This window comes from Ktedonosporobacter rubrisoli, from assembly GCF_004208415.1.
Taxonomy (GTDB): domain Bacteria; phylum Chloroflexota; class Ktedonobacteria; order Ktedonobacterales; family Ktedonobacteraceae; genus Ktedonosporobacter; species Ktedonosporobacter rubrisoli.
Window position 1 is genome coordinate 9,732,209 of the sequence record NZ_CP035758.1, and the last position, 14,726, is coordinate 9,746,934.

Sequence of the window (14,726 nt, forward strand, 5' to 3'; positions counted from 1 at the left end):
TGCTGCCGTGCATCTCACGAGAAGCTATAAAAGAGAGATTGAACAGCATCAAAAAGGAGGAACGCAGGGTTGGTGAAGCGGGATGGTCGCAATCCAATCTGTATCTCACGCCCTGTTAAGTTAAGGAATGCCAATGAGTAAGAAGGAAAAAGTCGCTGCAGACCGCAGTGCAGCTACTGCTGGTATGAGCGAGCGTGAGAAAGCGATAGATCTAGCGCTTACGCAGATCGAACGTCGCTTTGGCAAGGGCGCAATCATGAAGTTAGGAGAAGCGGCAAAGGTTCAGGTTGACGCTATCCCAACTGGATCAATTGCTCTGGACCTGGCTCTGGGTATTGGAGGTGTGCCAAGGGGGCGCATAACGGAAATCTATGGCCCGGAGTCCTCTGGTAAGACAACCCTCTGCTTGCATGTCATTGCGGCTGCCCAGAAAGCCGGTGGTTATGCAGCCTTTGTCGACGCAGAGCACGCGCTTGATCCTATCTATGCGGCTCGCCTGGGGGTTGATACGGGTAATCTTCTCATCTCCCAGCCCGATACTGGTGAGCAGGCTCTAGAGATCGTTGACTCGCTCGTGCGTAGTAATGCTATCGATGTGATCGTCGTCGACTCTGTAGCCGCGCTGGTTCCACGGGCCGAAATTGAGGGCGAGATGGGCGACTCGCATGTCGGTTTGCAGGCACGTCTGATGAGCCAGGCGTTGCGTAAGCTCACGGGCGCGATCAGCAACTCTAATTGTGTTGTGATCTTTACTAACCAGCTTCGTGAGAAGATCGGCGTTATGTTTGGCAATCCTGAGACTACGGCTGGTGGTAAGGCCTTGAAGTTCTATGCTTCTGTGCGCCTGGATATTCGTCGTACCGACTCTATTAAGCAGGGTCAGGATGTGGTTGGCAACCGTACCCGTGTGCGCGTGGTGAAGAATAAGGTGGCACCTCCCTTTAAGACTGCCGAGTTCGATATCATGTACAGCGAGGGCATTTCGCGCGAGGGCGGTTTGCTTGATCTTGGTCTGGAAATGGGGCTTGTTAAGAAGAGTGGGGCCTGGTTTACGGTCGGCGATATTCGTCTTGGCCAGGGCCGCGAGAATGCTAAAGAGTTCCTTCGCCAGAATACCGATGTCGCGGCCGCCATTGATGAGCAGATTCGTGGCAATATGATGGCCTTTAAGGCAGGCGAGATAGAGGAAGTTGAGGAGGAAGAAGAGGAAGAGCCAGAAGTTATCGCCGAGACGCTAACCGAAGAGGTATAAAGGGCATAAGTCATTCCGAAGTTTTTTGCGCAGGAGTTACCAGGGGCAATGCCTCTAGAGTGGGGATGAGGGCACTATGCTCATCCCCTTTACTCCTACTGTGCTGTCGTCGGCAGCGCACAGAAATGAGGGATGACTCATGTCTTTTTTTCTGTGTTGGGCTGAGTCTGCTCAAGAATCTCTGGTAATTTCTGTTCAAGTTCTGGCGCGTTCAGCCGCACAAGCGGTCTTTCTTGCGTCGAGAGCAATGGTTCCAGTTCGTCTGTCTGAATCATGGGCGGCTCTAGAACCTCGGCTGCTGGCTCCAACTCGCGCCACCATTTGGCCAGTAAGGCAGGATCGATCTCCCCCAAACTGCCTGTTTCCGCACGCTGCATGGACCAGGCCAGAAGCGCTTCGTCAAGCGGAACTTCATAGCCCGCCTTCTGGCTGAGCTTCCATTTGTAGTCCATCACTGCAAAGTATGCCTTCATGGGGTCCTGCCCTTTAGTGAGATGACGGCGCAGCAAAAGAATCGCGGGAAGATGGTAGCGCGTATACCAGTGGCGGGCTGCCTCTTCTATGCTGACGTCGCGCTTCTGTTGTTCGGCCATGATCATCTGATGACCCAGGATCATGTTATAAAAACGGCGCGCGTAAATCCGGGGAACTGTGATATGGAGCAATTCATGAATGCGACGCTGGTACCAACCGGGCATCACTGTAGTGAGATGCTGAACGGCGTAGCCTGTTGCGCTGAGCAGAGAAAAGCCCCAACGATTCAGATTGCGTAGAAATTTTTGAGCCTGGTAAAACGTGCTGAAGCGATGTTGATCAGCAACATAGAGATGTTCCCGGCGTAGCCAGCGATAGCGCTGCATGAAGTAGCGAAAATCGCTATCGTCAAGCATCTGCTCATTTTCTGGTAGGCCGTGGGCCTGGCGTAAATCTTCAGCTTGCCAGGCTAATGACTCACCAAAGGCCGCTAAATCCTGCTGGCGTAGCCCTTCACTTACTGCACCTGGAAAAATCTCAGCAGTCTCGGCGTCTGCCATGATGCCGAGCACTGTTTTGCCATCTATGCGGATCAGTACGTTGGCCAGCGAAGGATCACCCCAGTAGATGCCGTGCTCGTGCAGCTCTACCATCAGTACGGCTACGGCCGAGAGGAGGCGCTGCTTTGTGCGCCTGGTAAAAGGGATGCGATAGAGCAAGGAGTGCGGTATGACGCGTGGCGCCAGTTGCGTGACTGTGTAGCCACGATCCCCGCTGATGTATTGGGTTAGTCCGCCCAGACGAGATATAGATTGCGGGATTGCCTGCCCGGGGGCGGTTACGCTGCCAATAGGCGTGAGGGTGGGAATGCCGCGAAAGTTCACTTCGCGCAAGTTACGTATTTCCCGCTCTGCCATATGCGGCGTGGTCTCTTTGATGGCATAGCGAATTCCCATACGCTCTACAAAGACTACCGGGTGGCGCGATTCTCCTCGGCGAATGATCAATAGCTTGACACCTTGCTCGGGCCAGCCCTCTAAGGGAACGTGCCAGGGTAAGCCTTCCAGTCTGCGTTTATGTTCTGCGTTCATCTGAAATTGGATGCATGTATTCTGCTTAGCTATGGCAACCTCCCTTGAGCTGTGATATAAAATTCGTATATTTCACTAGTGTGATCATAGCATCCAAGCTTGCTTTCCTGCAAACAGAGGCATCCGTGTCGGTAGAGAGTTATCGCGTGCGTTAGCTCTTTTAGAACTTCTAAATGAGAGGACAGTATGGGTACAGTAACCTTTGATTTCTCACAAGAGGTTGTGATGGTGACGGGAGGGTCTCGCGGCCTGGGCCTGGAGATCGCGAAGGCTTTCGGACATGCTGGCGCAAAAGTGGTTATTACGGCAAGACGCACACAATGGCTAGATGAAGCTGTACAGCTCTTGAAGGAGCAAGGGATAGATGCGTACGCGCTGATATGTGATGTAGCTGATCCTGGAGTTGTAGAGCATACAGTTCAGCAGGCAATCGAGAAGTGCGGTTCTATCGATGTGCTTGTTAATAATGCCGGCTTAACCTGGGGTGCGCCTGCTGAGGAGATGCCTCTGGAACGCTGGCATCAGGTACTAGAGACAAATGTTACGGGCACATTTCTGATGTCCCAGGTTGTGGGCAGGCATATGCTGGCCAGAGGTAAGGGAGTTATGGTGAATGTGGCTTCGATTGCTGGCCTGGGTGGAGGACAGTTAAACACGGTGGGCTATAATGCCAGCAAGGCCGCTATTATCAATCTTACGCGCGCACTGGCGCTAGAATGGGCGAGCAGAGGCGTAAGGGTAAATGCAGTTGCGCCAGCTATGTTTAGGACACGCATGACAGAGGCTATCCTCGATCGTTCTGAGCAGCTTGTGGCCGAGGCTATGCCGATGAAACGGATTGGCCAGCCCGGTGAACTTGCTCCTACTGTTCTCTTCCTGGCTTCCAATGCTGCTAGCTATATCACCGGCCAGGTGATCGCTGTGGATGGCGGTAGGACCGCTCAATAGCCCGAAGCTGTCTCTCTGCTCAAGCAACTCGTAAAAAGAGTAGAGAGACAGTAATTGATAAGCGCTTATCTCCAATCTGCTTTTTAGCCACGCCTGGTTTTCTAATGAGCGCAAAGATGTAATTTTGGGTAACTTTTATTCTGTAACCACATGGGCTAAAAATAAGCAGGCTTGCAGTACTTCCTCTTTCCATCTTTTGATGGAACACATTTTGCTCTCATTGCTCTATGCTTTATAGGCAAGCTTTTTATTTAATGTGGAAGTTTCTGTGTGGCTGGCAGCACAAGGCTGGCTGCCTGAAGTAGAGATAGAGAAAATAGCTATCATCATAGCGGTCTGCTAGCTATTATATTCTAGATAGATAGCGGTGATGCCGTCCTGAGAGGAGAAACTGTGATGGCTACTCAGGTGAGAACGAAGCCGACGAAGTTTATTCCTGATGTCAAAGAGAGCCCCTTTGTGGGGAGCTTGCTGGTGCATCAGAAAGATCGTCTGAATTTTTATCTACATGTTGCGCATAAATATGGTGAGGTGGCGCGTTTCCATTTTGGGAATTTTCCGGCGCTTCAGGTGACCTCTCCTAAATTTGTGCACGGAGTGCTGGTTGAGCATGCCTACGATTTTGATAAGGGCGAGTTAATGCACAATGCCTTTCGCCCAATTATTGGTAATGGCCTGTTTATCAGCGAAGGTGATTTTCATCGCCGACAGCGCAAATTAATGGCTCCTTCTTTTCAGCCACGCCAGATTATGCATTATGCTGATACGATGGTGCGTTATGGCGAGCAGATTCAGCAAGGGTGGCAGGAAGGGGCTGTAGTCGATATTGGCCATGAGATGACAAGGCTCACTATGAGTATTGTGGGAAAGGCACTCTTTGACGCTGACGTTTTCACGGAGGCCGATGAGTTAGGCGGCGCGATGACACTGCTGCTCCAGCATACCAGCTATGCCCTGTCTCATCTTTTCCCAATTCCCTTGAGCTGGCCAACGCCGCATAACTGGCGCGTGAAGCGGGCGCTGACCGTGATGGATCATCGTATTCAAAGAATGATCGATGAGCGGGCGGCAAGCTCTGCTGAGAGAAATGACTTCCTTTCGATATTGTTGCAGGCTCGGGAGGAGGATGGTTCTCGAATGAGCCAGAGGCAGGTGCGGGATGAGGCGCTCACGCTTTTTGGTGCCGGCCACGAGACGACGGCCACGGCCCTCACCTGGACCTGGTATCTGCTTACGTCCCATCCAGCTATATATCAAAGGATGATGGATGAGATTGATAATGTGCTGCAAGGGCGCTCTCCAGGCTATGCGGATCTAGCACATTTACCGTATACGCTGCAGGTCTTCAAAGAGGCCATGCGGCTCTATCCGCCGGCCTATGCTGTGTCGAGGGTAGCTTTGCACGATATAGAAGATATAGAGGGCTATAACGTACGCAGGGGCGAGACAGTGCTGGTAGCTATCTATGCCATGCATCGGCGCTCTGATTACTTTCCTGAGCCCGAAAAATTTGACCCGGAGCGCTTTGTTCCTGAGCGAGAGAAACAGCTACCGCGTTACGCTTATATGCCCTTTGGGGCTGGTCCACGTATCTGTATTGGCAATCACTTTGCGCTGATGGAGGGCCATCTATTGTTGGCTACGTTGGCCCAGCGCGTGGCCTTTGAGCGAATAGATGCCCAGGCGGTTAAGCCTGATCCAAGCCGCTCTGTGACGATACGGCCCGACCGTAACATGCAAATGAGAGTACGGCGTAGAGCGACGCAGCAATAGTACACCTGCTGGGAAAGCGGCAGGAATGAGCACCGGAGCATACTTTCAGCCGCTTTCTCTAGAGGAAAATTTCTCTCCCCTCAAGCGATTATTTCCCTCGATCCACAGCTTTAGAGCTCCCATCCATGAGATCCGCTGCTCTGGCGAGGTAGGGCACATAAAGCCTCCTGACTTGTGACTTTTTTTCTGCGTTACCGTCTATTAGGGAAACCTGAAATAAGCAGTGTCAAGAATATAAATGCAGCCAGAGCCAGCTTATGTGCCAGCCAGGTGGTTTTTTCTTCTTTTTAGATCCAGGCATGCCGCTGGCTCTCTTCGGTTTCATCATTAGATAAGACATGACGTCAGGAGGTAGGGATGTCCTTTCGCGAAAAAATACTCTCGTTATATGGCAGCTCGAAATATCGATGCATTCTTCTTGCTATCTATGATTCGCAGATTGGTGCTGACCTGGTGGATAGAATTATGCAGACAACGCCCTATCTCGCTGTGCGCGTCCCTAATAGCTTTGAAGTATTGGAATGTACGAGATATATCAAGCCTGACTTGCTTATTCTCGATGAGTCTCTACCTGGCATGGATGGACTTGAGTTATATGATCAGCTGCGGCGTAGAAAGAAATTGGAGAAGCTAGCAGCTATTATCCTGGCAATCAGGACGGGGGATGCTGGCGGCAATGGGCAGGATATTTCTATTGTGCGCTCGTTTGGCAGGAATAGTTTATTGCGGCGTATAGAAAAACTGTTGCAAGGATAGAGGGAGCGCTCCCTGCTGGGAGCATGTAGTTCCTCAAGTGGAAGCGCTCGGGGCATGCCCTTTAAGGCTTAACGCGGGATGGTCGGCATCATTTATGGGGTTTCCTGATCCTGGGCTGCCTCACCAGTCTCGCTTTGACCGAGAACTGCACTTTGTAAAAGTAGCGCGTTGGGTAGCGAAATAGTCGTGGCCGTGCCTGCCTCGTTTGTGGCTTCAAGGGTTGTATATGCGCCGGCCGTGGTAAGAATCGTGCCCTTGTATTCACCGAGCTGGACCTGCTGGCCAGGCTGAAAGGTTTGCCGTACGTAGACACCGGCGATGACATGGCGCGCCGATTCGCGGGCCCCCAGGGCAAAAGTCAGGGCAATGGCCAGTCCGGCAGAAGCAACGATGAGCGTGAGGCTGGTAGTAAGAATAGTTGTGTCAATGCCAACGGTTGAGACGGCGAGCACGATAATAAAAGCCACAATCGTATATTCGATAATTTTGCCCAGGACGCGGCTGTAAGTAATATTGACGCTCTGGCCTACAGAAGTGATCGTATTGCCAAGAAAATGGGCAAGCATCGAGCCGAAGATCACGATCAAAGCCGCGCTGATCGCCTTGGGGATAAAGTTTAAGACGTTCTCCAGGAGCGTGGCTACGGCGGCTAGCCCCATCAGGCGCACAGCTGAGGTAGCGAAGCTAAGTAAGAGAAAGAAAAAGACGATCTGGGCGATTACCTCGGGCAAGGGGACGCGTACGCCCAATCTTCCCAGGGCATTAGTGATACCCGCTCGCTCGGCCAGGAGCGCTAAGCGAATATGGTGAAAGGCAAAGCGTAATATCCGGCGTATCAAGGCGCTGATCAGATAACCGACAATCAGGATGATCAGTCCATTCACAAAATTAGGGATAAAGGCAAGGATCTGCGTAAAAATTTGTCTGAGAGAATCTAATACAGGTTGGAAAGCCATTTCGTTCCCCTCCTCTTGAAACATCAACCTCTTAGCTGTCCTTGACGACTGGCCATCGGATTAAACAGTTCACCGACAAGATTGATAAACTCGACAAGCCATAAACCAAATAGCCTGGAGGATAGATCTACAAGTTCGCCGACCTTGTTTTGCTGGCGTATGCGCGCAATGAGTCTGGCTTCAAGACCAGCTGGAACTTGAAGTTGCGCATTTTGCCCATACATTAAAACGAGAAAGGCGCGAACTTGTCTGGCAATCTCTAGCTCTTGCTGGAGATCTGGATTGCTGGCAAGCGCCTGCTCTACCTTGGCGCGCTTGCTTTCTTCAAGCGTCTCATCGACTAGCTCGCTGATGAGCTCTCTTAGCTCGTCGTCTGTCATCATCGTTACCCCTTCTTTGTGTTGCCTTTGCTCGCGTATGTTGATAAGATAACGTCTATTTTGCCGCAGAATTGGCCAAAGGCTTCCTTAAAGGCTTGCCGAGCTCTATGGATGCCCATCTTCACGGCGCTCAGCCCCTTGTTAAGAGCCTGGGCGATCTCGGCATAGCTCAAATCGTTGAAGTCGCGCATCACAAGAAGAGAGGCATGTTCGTGATCGAGCTTTTTTAGCACACGATTAATGCATTCCCTCAGTTCAGTCCGCATAGCCTGTTCTTCTGGGCTGGCCTCGGCTGAGGCGTGAAGATTCAGTGGATCGTTCTCTTCTTGCTTGTTTTCGCGCGGTTTAGTGCGCATTGAGATAATAATGGCTGGACGGTGCTTGATTTTGTCGAGGGCGTCAAGCGCGCTGTTGGTGGCTATGCGATAGAGCCAGCTAGAGAAGGCGGCTCGTTGCTCGAAGTTTTTGAGATTGTTGAATACTTTGACGAAAACTTCCTGGGTAATGTCTTCTGCTTCTTCTTTGTTGCCAACGATACTGTAGACAATTCTGTAGACATGATTCATGTGGCGCTGCACAAGGATTTCGTAGCTGCGGGTAATGTAGGGCAACTCTTTCTTGCACTGCAGCGTTAATTCTTCATCTGTGAGGAGCGTTTGCACAATCTTTATGGCGCTGGCAGCGTATGCCGCGCCTCCTCCCTTTCAACTTCTAAAATGAGGGCTACCACTATCCACGGCTTTTCAAGAAATTTCTCAAAAGAACCGTTGCTCCAGCGCTTTAAATACACGCTTGATTCTGCAAAAAAGCTAGAGCGGTTCTTTCGATAAAGAGAAATATATCGAGTATGGCTAAAGTATACCTATATTTGTATAGCTTGTCCAGCTTTGTACTAGTGTATGTGTACCATTAGTAATAAATGCTCATATTTTATTCTTGTGCTTAGCCGGCTTTTCTAATTAAACTGCAAGATTGGGCAGATTAGGGCATTTGAGAGCTGGGTGGCTAAAAAATTTACTGCACAGCAGATTGCCTCAGCTTGCCAATGAGCTTGTGACTTTTCTTGCGCGTTGCCGTCTAACGAGGAAATTATGCTTATTAAACAGAGGTGGAGGTTGAGAAGAATGACGGTAACAGCTGAAAAGGTACTGCCGCCGCTTCGCCTGGGAACACATCTTGGACGCTATCACCTGCGACGTCTGCTAAAGCGAGGAGGGATGTCATATCTCTACCTTGGCTATGATAATGTTGCGCTCTATCCTGTGGCGATCAAGGTAATGGAGGCGTGTGAGCCCTACCACAGACTTTGCCTCAATGAGGTTCATATTATGCGCTCTCTACAACATAAAAATATTATTCGTTTGCTGCATTATGGCCAGTATAAAACCTATTCCTATCTGGTCATGCCTTATATTAGCGGGGGCTCGCTTCTGGAGAGGCTAGCGAAAGGCCCACTCTCGCCCAAACAGGCGGGGAAAGTGCTGTATCAACTGGCCACGGCCTTACACTATCTGCACGAGCGTCGCATTGTGCACTGTGATATCAAGCCGGCCAACATTTTGTTAGAGGATGGACATGTGTACCTTGCCGATTTCGGTATTGCAACTTTTTTTGCACAGAAAGTCATCGACAATGGCTATATCAGAGGGACACCGCTATATATGGCGCCAGAATTTTATAATGGCTATGCTAACATGAGCTGCGATGTCTATGCGCTTGGCGTTCTGCTCTATGAGATGCTCACCGGCCAGGTTCCTTTTTGGGGCGTCAGAGCGCAAGAAGTATATCTCAAACATACCCATATTCAGCCGGCGCCACCATCGGAACTCAATTCACAGCTTTCATCTGCCATTGATGATGTTGTGCTGAGGGCCCTGGAAAAAGATCCACATAAACGTTTCAAGAACACTATAGAACTGGCTGAGGCCTATACACAGGCTATAAGGTTCTCGCTTGTTGATGGCTTGCAGCGGCTGCAGACGGCCCTCAAAACGTGTTGTATGCCCGTTGGGCGACATATCAATGTTCGCCAGGTGAGTAATGATCATTCTGCGCATGCCGGCATTGCTTATCCCTGGCAATGGCATAATATCAGCGATTTATAACTATCAGGCTTAACAGAGAAGCCTCTTGTAAAATCCCACCTCTGCTAGCTTTGGCGTCCTTCGCAGGCCTGGAGCTGTGCAGCCAGTGGGGTGATAGAACAGCTACTCCTCCTGTTGGAGGGGAATGTTAAGTCTGAAAGTGCTTCCCTGACCGGGCTGGCTTTCTGTCTCGATGCTTCCTTGATGCTCATAAAGGATACTCTTGACGATGGCTAAGCCCAGTCCGCTACCCCTTGTGTCCCTGATGCGGGCTTGCTCGCTCCGATAGAAACGCTCAAAAATATGGGGCAGATCTTCGGCAGAAATGCCTATGCCTGTATCGCTTACTGTGACGATAGCGTAATCGGCGTTGGTATGTAGGGAGAGGCTTACCAGGCCCTCCGGTGAGGTATATTTGAGTGCATTATCAACAAGGGCTACGATAGCCTGCTTCAGCTGATCCGCATTGCCGCAAACGCGCGCTGGCGTAATATGCTGAAGCGATAAGCGAGGACGCTGTGGGCTTTGTGCAACATTATCTCTCTGGTCCGGCCGATACTGTCGGAAGATGTCGAGCAGCAGGCTATCAAGATCAATGGCTTGTTGCGCTGGGGACTTCTTATAGCCATTAGAGTGGTTGGGGGTGAGGCTATCCGCGTGGGCCAGGAGGAGAAGGTCGTTAACAAGGCGTCCCATGCGTTCTGCTTCGTCCCGCGCGTCGGCAAGGGCAGCCTGCATTCCAGCTGGGGGAAGATCGGGCGCTCTGCTCAGCAAGTCAAGATTGCAGCGAATGGCCGTGATGGGAGCGCGCAACTCGTGCGAGGCATCGGCCACAAAGCGTTTTTGGCGCAAGTGCGCTTTCTCCAGATTTGCTAGCATCTGGTTCAACGTTGCAGCCAGCATGCTAAACTCGCTACTGCCCAGTAATCGTGGGTAGGAGACGCGCTGGCTGAGGTCTTCGCGCGCACTAATAAGCCGGGCAGTCCTGGTCATGCCGCGTATCGCAACCAATATTCCCCAACTCATCAGCCAGCCTCCAAGCGCAGAGAGCCCTAATACAAGGAGAGAGCCATGCCAGAGCACAAGGCGCAGCTCAGCAAGAGATTGCTCGACGTCATGTTTTGTGCGGGCCGTCTGGATAAAATGTAGCTCGCCAAAATCTGTGTTGCGCAACGTATAGACACGGAAATGCTGGCCCTCATAGAAGATCGTGCTATATACGTCCTGCTTATTCGGCTGACGCTGCAGCTGACGTATGGCCTGTATATCCCAAGGAAGCGGGCTGCTGGCCGTATGCTCTACCTGAGTCTGGCTGCCATCACTGCTCTGCTGATTGGCAGTTGTCGCCAGAAGTTGTAAATGGCTGTCAAGCACCTCAATTGAAATTGCCCCTCGACCCAGTGTATCAACTCCTGGAAGCAAACGCGGTATGGATGCGTCCTGGCCGGCCTTCATAAGGAGATCTTTGCCCAGTCTGACGCTGGCCGCTCTACTGCTCAATGACAGATCCAGGTCTTGCCAGGCACGTTGTTCCGCCTGGATGTAGGTCAGCTGACAAAAAGTGAGGAGTGCTAGCGCTAAGATTCCCATCAACAGCAGCGTCAGGCGCACTGAAAGGGGAATAACTAACTTCATATATTTTGGCCTCTCGTACCAGGTAAGCGCAAGACATAGCCTGTTCCGCGAATAGTCTGGATCAAGCGTTGCTCGCCCTGTTTCTCAAGCTTGTTGCGCAGGTGGCCGATATAGACCTCAAGCACATTGGGACCTCCTTCAAAATCGTTGCCCCAGATCCGCTCCATCAGCAAGCTGCGGGTAAGTACAATGCGGGGATTGCGCAGAAATAGAGCCAGCAGCTCATACTCTGTTGTGCTTAAATCAATGAGCCTCTGGCCGCGACGAGCCTGCCGAGTAGCCGTATCGAGCTCAAGATCGGCAAAGCATAATGTTTCGCGCGTGATATCGGGCGGCTGCTTGCGTCTCAGTACTGCTTTGACGCGGGCTAGCAATTCTTCAAGCGCAAAGGGTTTTACTAGATAGTCATCTGCTCCTGTTTCTAATCCCTTGACGCGCTCGGCTATTGTCGCGCGGGCTGTGAGCATAAGGACAGCAATCTCTGCATTCGTTTCGCGTAAACGCCTGCATACTTCCAGGCCATCGATGTTACCGGGCAGCATGAGATCGAGAATAACAAGATCTGGCGCTTTCAGGCGCACCAGTTCGAGCGCGCTGGCTCCGTTGGTAGCGCTTGAGGTGCGATAACCTTCATAGGCGAGAACGCGTCTCAAGGCATTGGTAACGTGGCTCTCATCGTCTACAATCAGTATATGTGCATTTGTCATGATTGTATGCAACTTTCCTGCAGTAATACAGCCATAACATAGAGAGCATGTCAAGCTCTATCTATGCTAGCTTAGCGTAGTTTTGGGCAAAAGCTATAGGCCAGTTTCCCGAAGAATAAATTACTTCAGCAAGCTGAATTGTAGTTGAATGTGAGGCAAGTTTTTGCGTAGTCAGCCTCGTATGCAACCGCGAATACGAGGCTGAACAGTTATTGTGGCAATTCTTCGTAGCGCAGAATAATTGTTGGATCGAGATGCACTTCGTCTTTATCTTCTAGGGCCAGTTGCTCAATGCGCTGCCCCTGGAAGCTAAGCCCATTCAAGCTTTCGGCATCTTCTATAACCCACGAACCGTATTTCCAACGAATGATGGCGTGAAAGCGTGAGACGCGCTGAGAGTCGATTTGAATATCGCTGGTGGGGAAACGTCCGATTGTGAATATCAATTTTGAGAGCTGGTATTCGCCTATCGTATTTCCATCTATCTCAACGATGACGCGGGCCTTGATGGGCTTATGGGGATTAGCTGATTGCTTCTCTGCCAGATGATCCGGTTGGGACGAGTTGGCTTCTGGCTCGTGCATCGCTACAGAACTGGAGGACTGAGAAGTAGCCCCGGCCGGAATGAGGCGCGGATTTATAACCGGGATGCGCCGCATCGTGACCTCGGGCAGAGCCGGTAAAATGGGCGATGTGGGATCGAGCTCAAACTCATTTTCCCCCATGTCGGCGCTATAGCGGTTCTGCTCTTCCAGCAAGCTAGCGAACAGGCCCTTCTTGCGCTTGAGATCTCTATAGCTGCCTCTTTCGACAATCTGGCCTGCGCGCATGACAAGAATCTCATCTACCTGTCCCAGCGTACTGAGGCGATGAGAGATAGTGAGGACGGTGCGCCCGACGATCAGCTTATTGAGTGCATGCATTACCTCGGCTTCGGCTTCGACATCAAGATTTGCCGTTGGCTCATCCAGGATGAGAATAGGGCTATCGCGTAGGATAGCGCGGGCAATGGCCAGCCGCTGGCGTTGACCACCCGAGAAATTGTTGCCTTGCTCGTGCACGTATGTGTTATAGCCGTCCGGCAGGCTCATGATAAAATCATGAATGTTTGCTTTGCGCGCTGCGTCGCTAATTTCCTCCATTGGCGCGCCTGGTTTGCCGATTTCAAGGTTTTCGCGAATCGTCCCCTCGAAGAGCACAGCCTCTTGCAAGACCAGGCTCACATTCTGGCGCAAAACCTGCAATGGATATTGGCGGTTATCAAGGCCGTCTATCTTGACGGAGCCACTCTGAGCCTCGTAGAAGCGAGGAATAAGTTTAACAAGTGTGGTTTTTCCACCACCCGAGAAGCCAACCAGAGCCACTTTGCGCCCGGCCGGGATATGGATCGAGACATTTTTGATCACCGGACGATTTTTTATGTAGCCGAAGACGACATTTTCGAAGGTAATTTCTCCCTTGAGTTTGGGCATACCAGTGTAAGGCTTACTGCTCTCGATTACCTCGGGCGCTTGATCGAGAACCTCCTGGATACGCTCGACACCTGAGGCCGCATTGGTGGCCAGCGTTGTGAGTTTTGAGAGGTCGCGCATTGGCTGATAGAGCATCTTGAGATACGTTAGAAACAGAATCAGGGTTCCCACATCGATACTAAAGGGAGCGATAGACATAAAGCCAAGATCGAAGCCATTTCCAGCTGCCACATAGCCTCCCACACCGACGACGATGAGAGTGCCGAGCGAGACCAGAACCGAGACCAGCGGGGTAAATTGCGCTTGCAGGCTACCAGCGCGCATGCCCGCGTCCCTATGGCTCTCTACATGAGAGCCGAAACGCCTGTTCTCACGCGTCTCTAAGGTGAAGGCTCTGATTACGGTAAGGGCATTGATATCCTCAGTTGCCACATCTGCTATTTTTCCGGCCGCCCTTGCTTTCTTTTTGGCGGCCGACTTGATCCCTCCTGTATACCTGGAAACTACGAGAAAAAGCACGGGAGCGATAGCCAGGGAAAGCAGCGTGTATTGTGGGCTGATGGAGAGCATAATAGTGGCCACGCCGATAAGCGTGAGGACCCCGGCCATCAGATCAATCAGGCCATCAGTGACGAGCTTTTCTATGTCGGCAATATTGCCAGTGACGCGCTGAACCAGATCGCCTTTCTTTTGGCGATCGTGCCAGTCAAGGGATAAGCGCTGGAGGTGATCGAATAGTTGCTCTCGGATGGTGACACTCAGGCTTTGCGCAATGAATGTAGATAGAAAGAGTTCAATATATACAAGCAGAGCGCTTAACAGGCTGAAGATAGCCAGTATAATCAGCGAGAAGATGATGACCCCGGTTACGCTATGATGAGTAACCATAGAGGGGATAGGTGAATTTGCCGGACAGGGATGAGATGGGGGCAGGCGAGGAGCTGCCCCAGGCGCTATCGGGCGTAAAGAAGGGTCAAGCGCGGGCGTATCAAAGAGTGAGAGCGGACCATTGAGAAAAGGAAATGTGCAGGCTGGATCGGCGCCCGGATTGCTGATTTTGCTGGGAATAAATTTCAGTGGCATCGCGGCAAGAAGATCTGAGCCAACTTGCGAGATGGTAACGAGAATAGCCAGGATAATGAGAAACCGATATCCCTTGAGATTGCGATAGAGAAATTTACAGAGAAATAGCATTGTC

General features: G+C 51.3%; 12 protein-coding genes. 5 read left to right on the forward strand and 7 right to left on the reverse strand.

The genetic code is table 11. From position 1 onward, the window contains the following. Positions 1 to 184: 184 nt before the first annotated feature. Complete coding sequence (recA, locus tag EPA93_RS41770; RefSeq protein WP_129894807.1) at positions 185 to 1,252, forward strand: recombinase RecA; 1,068 nt, start codon at positions 185 to 187, stop codon at positions 1,250 to 1,252. A gap of 137 nt (positions 1,253 to 1,389) precedes the next feature. Here recA and EPA93_RS41775 read toward each other — a convergent pair whose 3' ends face one another. After that, a complete protein-coding gene (locus EPA93_RS41775) occupies positions 1,390 to 2,817 on the reverse strand; it encodes a DUF4032 domain-containing protein (protein WP_129893233.1) in 1,428 nt (475 codons plus the stop codon). A 186-nt stretch (positions 2,818 to 3,003) separates the two neighbouring features. On the opposite strand from EPA93_RS41775, the gene EPA93_RS41780 reads away from it, so the two are divergent. The 3 genes from EPA93_RS41780 (at position 3,004) to EPA93_RS41790 (ending at position 6,294) form a co-directional block, all read left to right on the forward strand. Continuing rightward, a complete protein-coding gene (locus EPA93_RS41780) occupies positions 3,004 to 3,765 on the forward strand; it encodes a glucose 1-dehydrogenase (RefSeq protein WP_129893234.1) in 762 nt (253 codons plus the stop codon). Between the two features lie 396 nt (positions 3,766 to 4,161). Then, the gene (locus EPA93_RS41785; RefSeq protein ID WP_129893235.1) at positions 4,162 to 5,538 is read left to right on the forward strand and encodes a cytochrome P450; all 1,377 of its coding nucleotides are present in this window, start codon (positions 4,162 to 4,164) and stop codon (positions 5,536 to 5,538) included. A gap of 357 nt (positions 5,539 to 5,895) precedes the next feature. Continuing rightward, complete coding sequence (locus EPA93_RS41790; protein ID WP_129893236.1) at positions 5,896 to 6,294, forward strand: response regulator; 399 nt, start codon at positions 5,896 to 5,898, stop codon at positions 6,292 to 6,294. 92 nt (positions 6,295 to 6,386) lie between these two features. Here the strand turns inward: EPA93_RS41790 and EPA93_RS41795 are convergent, their stop codons facing one another. From EPA93_RS41795 to EPA93_RS41805, 3 genes are read right to left on the reverse strand one after another with little or no spacing between them, the layout of a single operon-like run. After that, positions 6,387 to 7,250 carry a mechanosensitive ion channel family protein gene (locus tag EPA93_RS41795; protein ID WP_165423746.1) on the reverse strand — a complete coding sequence of 288 codons (864 nt, stop codon included), beginning with the start codon at positions 7,248 to 7,250 and terminating at the stop codon, positions 6,387 to 6,389. 23 nt (positions 7,251 to 7,273) lie between these two features. Continuing rightward, positions 7,274 to 7,633, reverse strand: a complete 360-nt coding sequence (locus EPA93_RS41800) for an anti-sigma factor family protein (protein ID WP_129893238.1) — start codon at positions 7,631 to 7,633, stop codon at positions 7,274 to 7,276. Positions 7,634 to 7,635: 2 nt separating this feature from the next. Further along, on the reverse strand, positions 7,636 to 8,292 hold the full coding sequence (locus EPA93_RS41805) for an RNA polymerase sigma factor (protein WP_129893239.1): 657 nt from the start codon (positions 8,290 to 8,292) through the stop codon (positions 7,636 to 7,638). A 462-nt stretch (positions 8,293 to 8,754) separates the two neighbouring features. Here EPA93_RS41805 and EPA93_RS41810 point away from each other — a divergent pair, with 462 nt between their 5' ends. Next, positions 8,755 to 9,735, forward strand: a complete 981-nt coding sequence (locus EPA93_RS41810; RefSeq protein WP_165423747.1) for a serine/threonine protein kinase — start codon at positions 8,755 to 8,757, stop codon at positions 9,733 to 9,735. 102 nt (positions 9,736 to 9,837) lie between these two features. Here the strand turns inward: EPA93_RS41810 and EPA93_RS41815 are convergent, their stop codons facing one another. The 3 genes from EPA93_RS41815 to EPA93_RS41825 all read right to left on the reverse strand — a co-directional run bounded on the left by EPA93_RS41815 (position 9,838) and on the right by EPA93_RS41825 (position 14,722). Continuing rightward, positions 9,838 to 11,349, reverse strand: coding sequence for a sensor histidine kinase (locus EPA93_RS41815; protein WP_129893241.1), 1,512 nt, complete (start codon positions 11,347 to 11,349; stop codon positions 9,838 to 9,840). After that, positions 11,346 to 12,056 carry a response regulator transcription factor gene (locus EPA93_RS41820; protein WP_129893242.1) on the reverse strand — a complete coding sequence of 237 codons (711 nt, stop codon included), beginning with the start codon at positions 12,054 to 12,056 and terminating at the stop codon, positions 11,346 to 11,348. The genes EPA93_RS41815 and EPA93_RS41820 overlap by 4 nt, the downstream gene beginning before the upstream one ends. Positions 12,057 to 12,265: 209 nt before the next feature. Continuing rightward, positions 12,266 to 14,722 carry an ABC transporter transmembrane domain-containing protein gene (locus EPA93_RS41825; RefSeq protein ID WP_129893243.1) on the reverse strand — a complete coding sequence of 819 codons (2,457 nt, stop codon included), beginning with the start codon at positions 14,720 to 14,722 and terminating at the stop codon, positions 12,266 to 12,268. Positions 14,723 to 14,726 lie beyond the last annotated feature (4 nt).

Coding starts and splice junctions, on each gene's coding strand:
- EPA93_RS41800 (WP_129893238.1), bottom strand. CDS start 7,633: ATGATGACAGACGACGAGCTAAGAGAGCTCATCAGCGAGCTAGTCGAT.
- EPA93_RS41820 (WP_129893242.1), bottom strand. CDS start 12,056: ATGACAAATGCACATATACTGATTGTAGACGATGAGAGCCACGTTACC.
- recA (WP_129894807.1), top strand. CDS start 185: ATGAGCGAGCGTGAGAAAGCGATAGATCTAGCGCTTACGCAGATCGAA.
- EPA93_RS41790 (WP_129893236.1), top strand. CDS start 5,896: ATGTCCTTTCGCGAAAAAATACTCTCGTTATATGGCAGCTCGAAATAT.
- EPA93_RS41795 (WP_165423746.1), bottom strand. CDS start 7,250: ATGGCTTTCCAACCTGTATTAGATTCTCTCAGACAAATTTTTACGCAG.
- EPA93_RS41775 (WP_129893233.1), bottom strand. CDS start 2,817: ATGAACGCAGAACATAAACGCAGACTGGAAGGCTTACCCTGGCACGTT.
- EPA93_RS41815 (WP_129893241.1), bottom strand. CDS start 11,349: ATGAAGTTAGTTATTCCCCTTTCAGTGCGCCTGACGCTGCTGTTGATG.
- EPA93_RS41810 (WP_165423747.1), top strand. CDS start 8,755: ATGACGGTAACAGCTGAAAAGGTACTGCCGCCGCTTCGCCTGGGAACA.
- EPA93_RS41785 (WP_129893235.1), top strand. CDS start 4,162: ATGGCTACTCAGGTGAGAACGAAGCCGACGAAGTTTATTCCTGATGTC.
- EPA93_RS41780 (WP_129893234.1), top strand. CDS start 3,004: ATGGGTACAGTAACCTTTGATTTCTCACAAGAGGTTGTGATGGTGACG.
- EPA93_RS41825 (WP_129893243.1), bottom strand. CDS start 14,722: ATGCTATTTCTCTGTAAATTTCTCTATCGCAATCTCAAGGGATATCGG.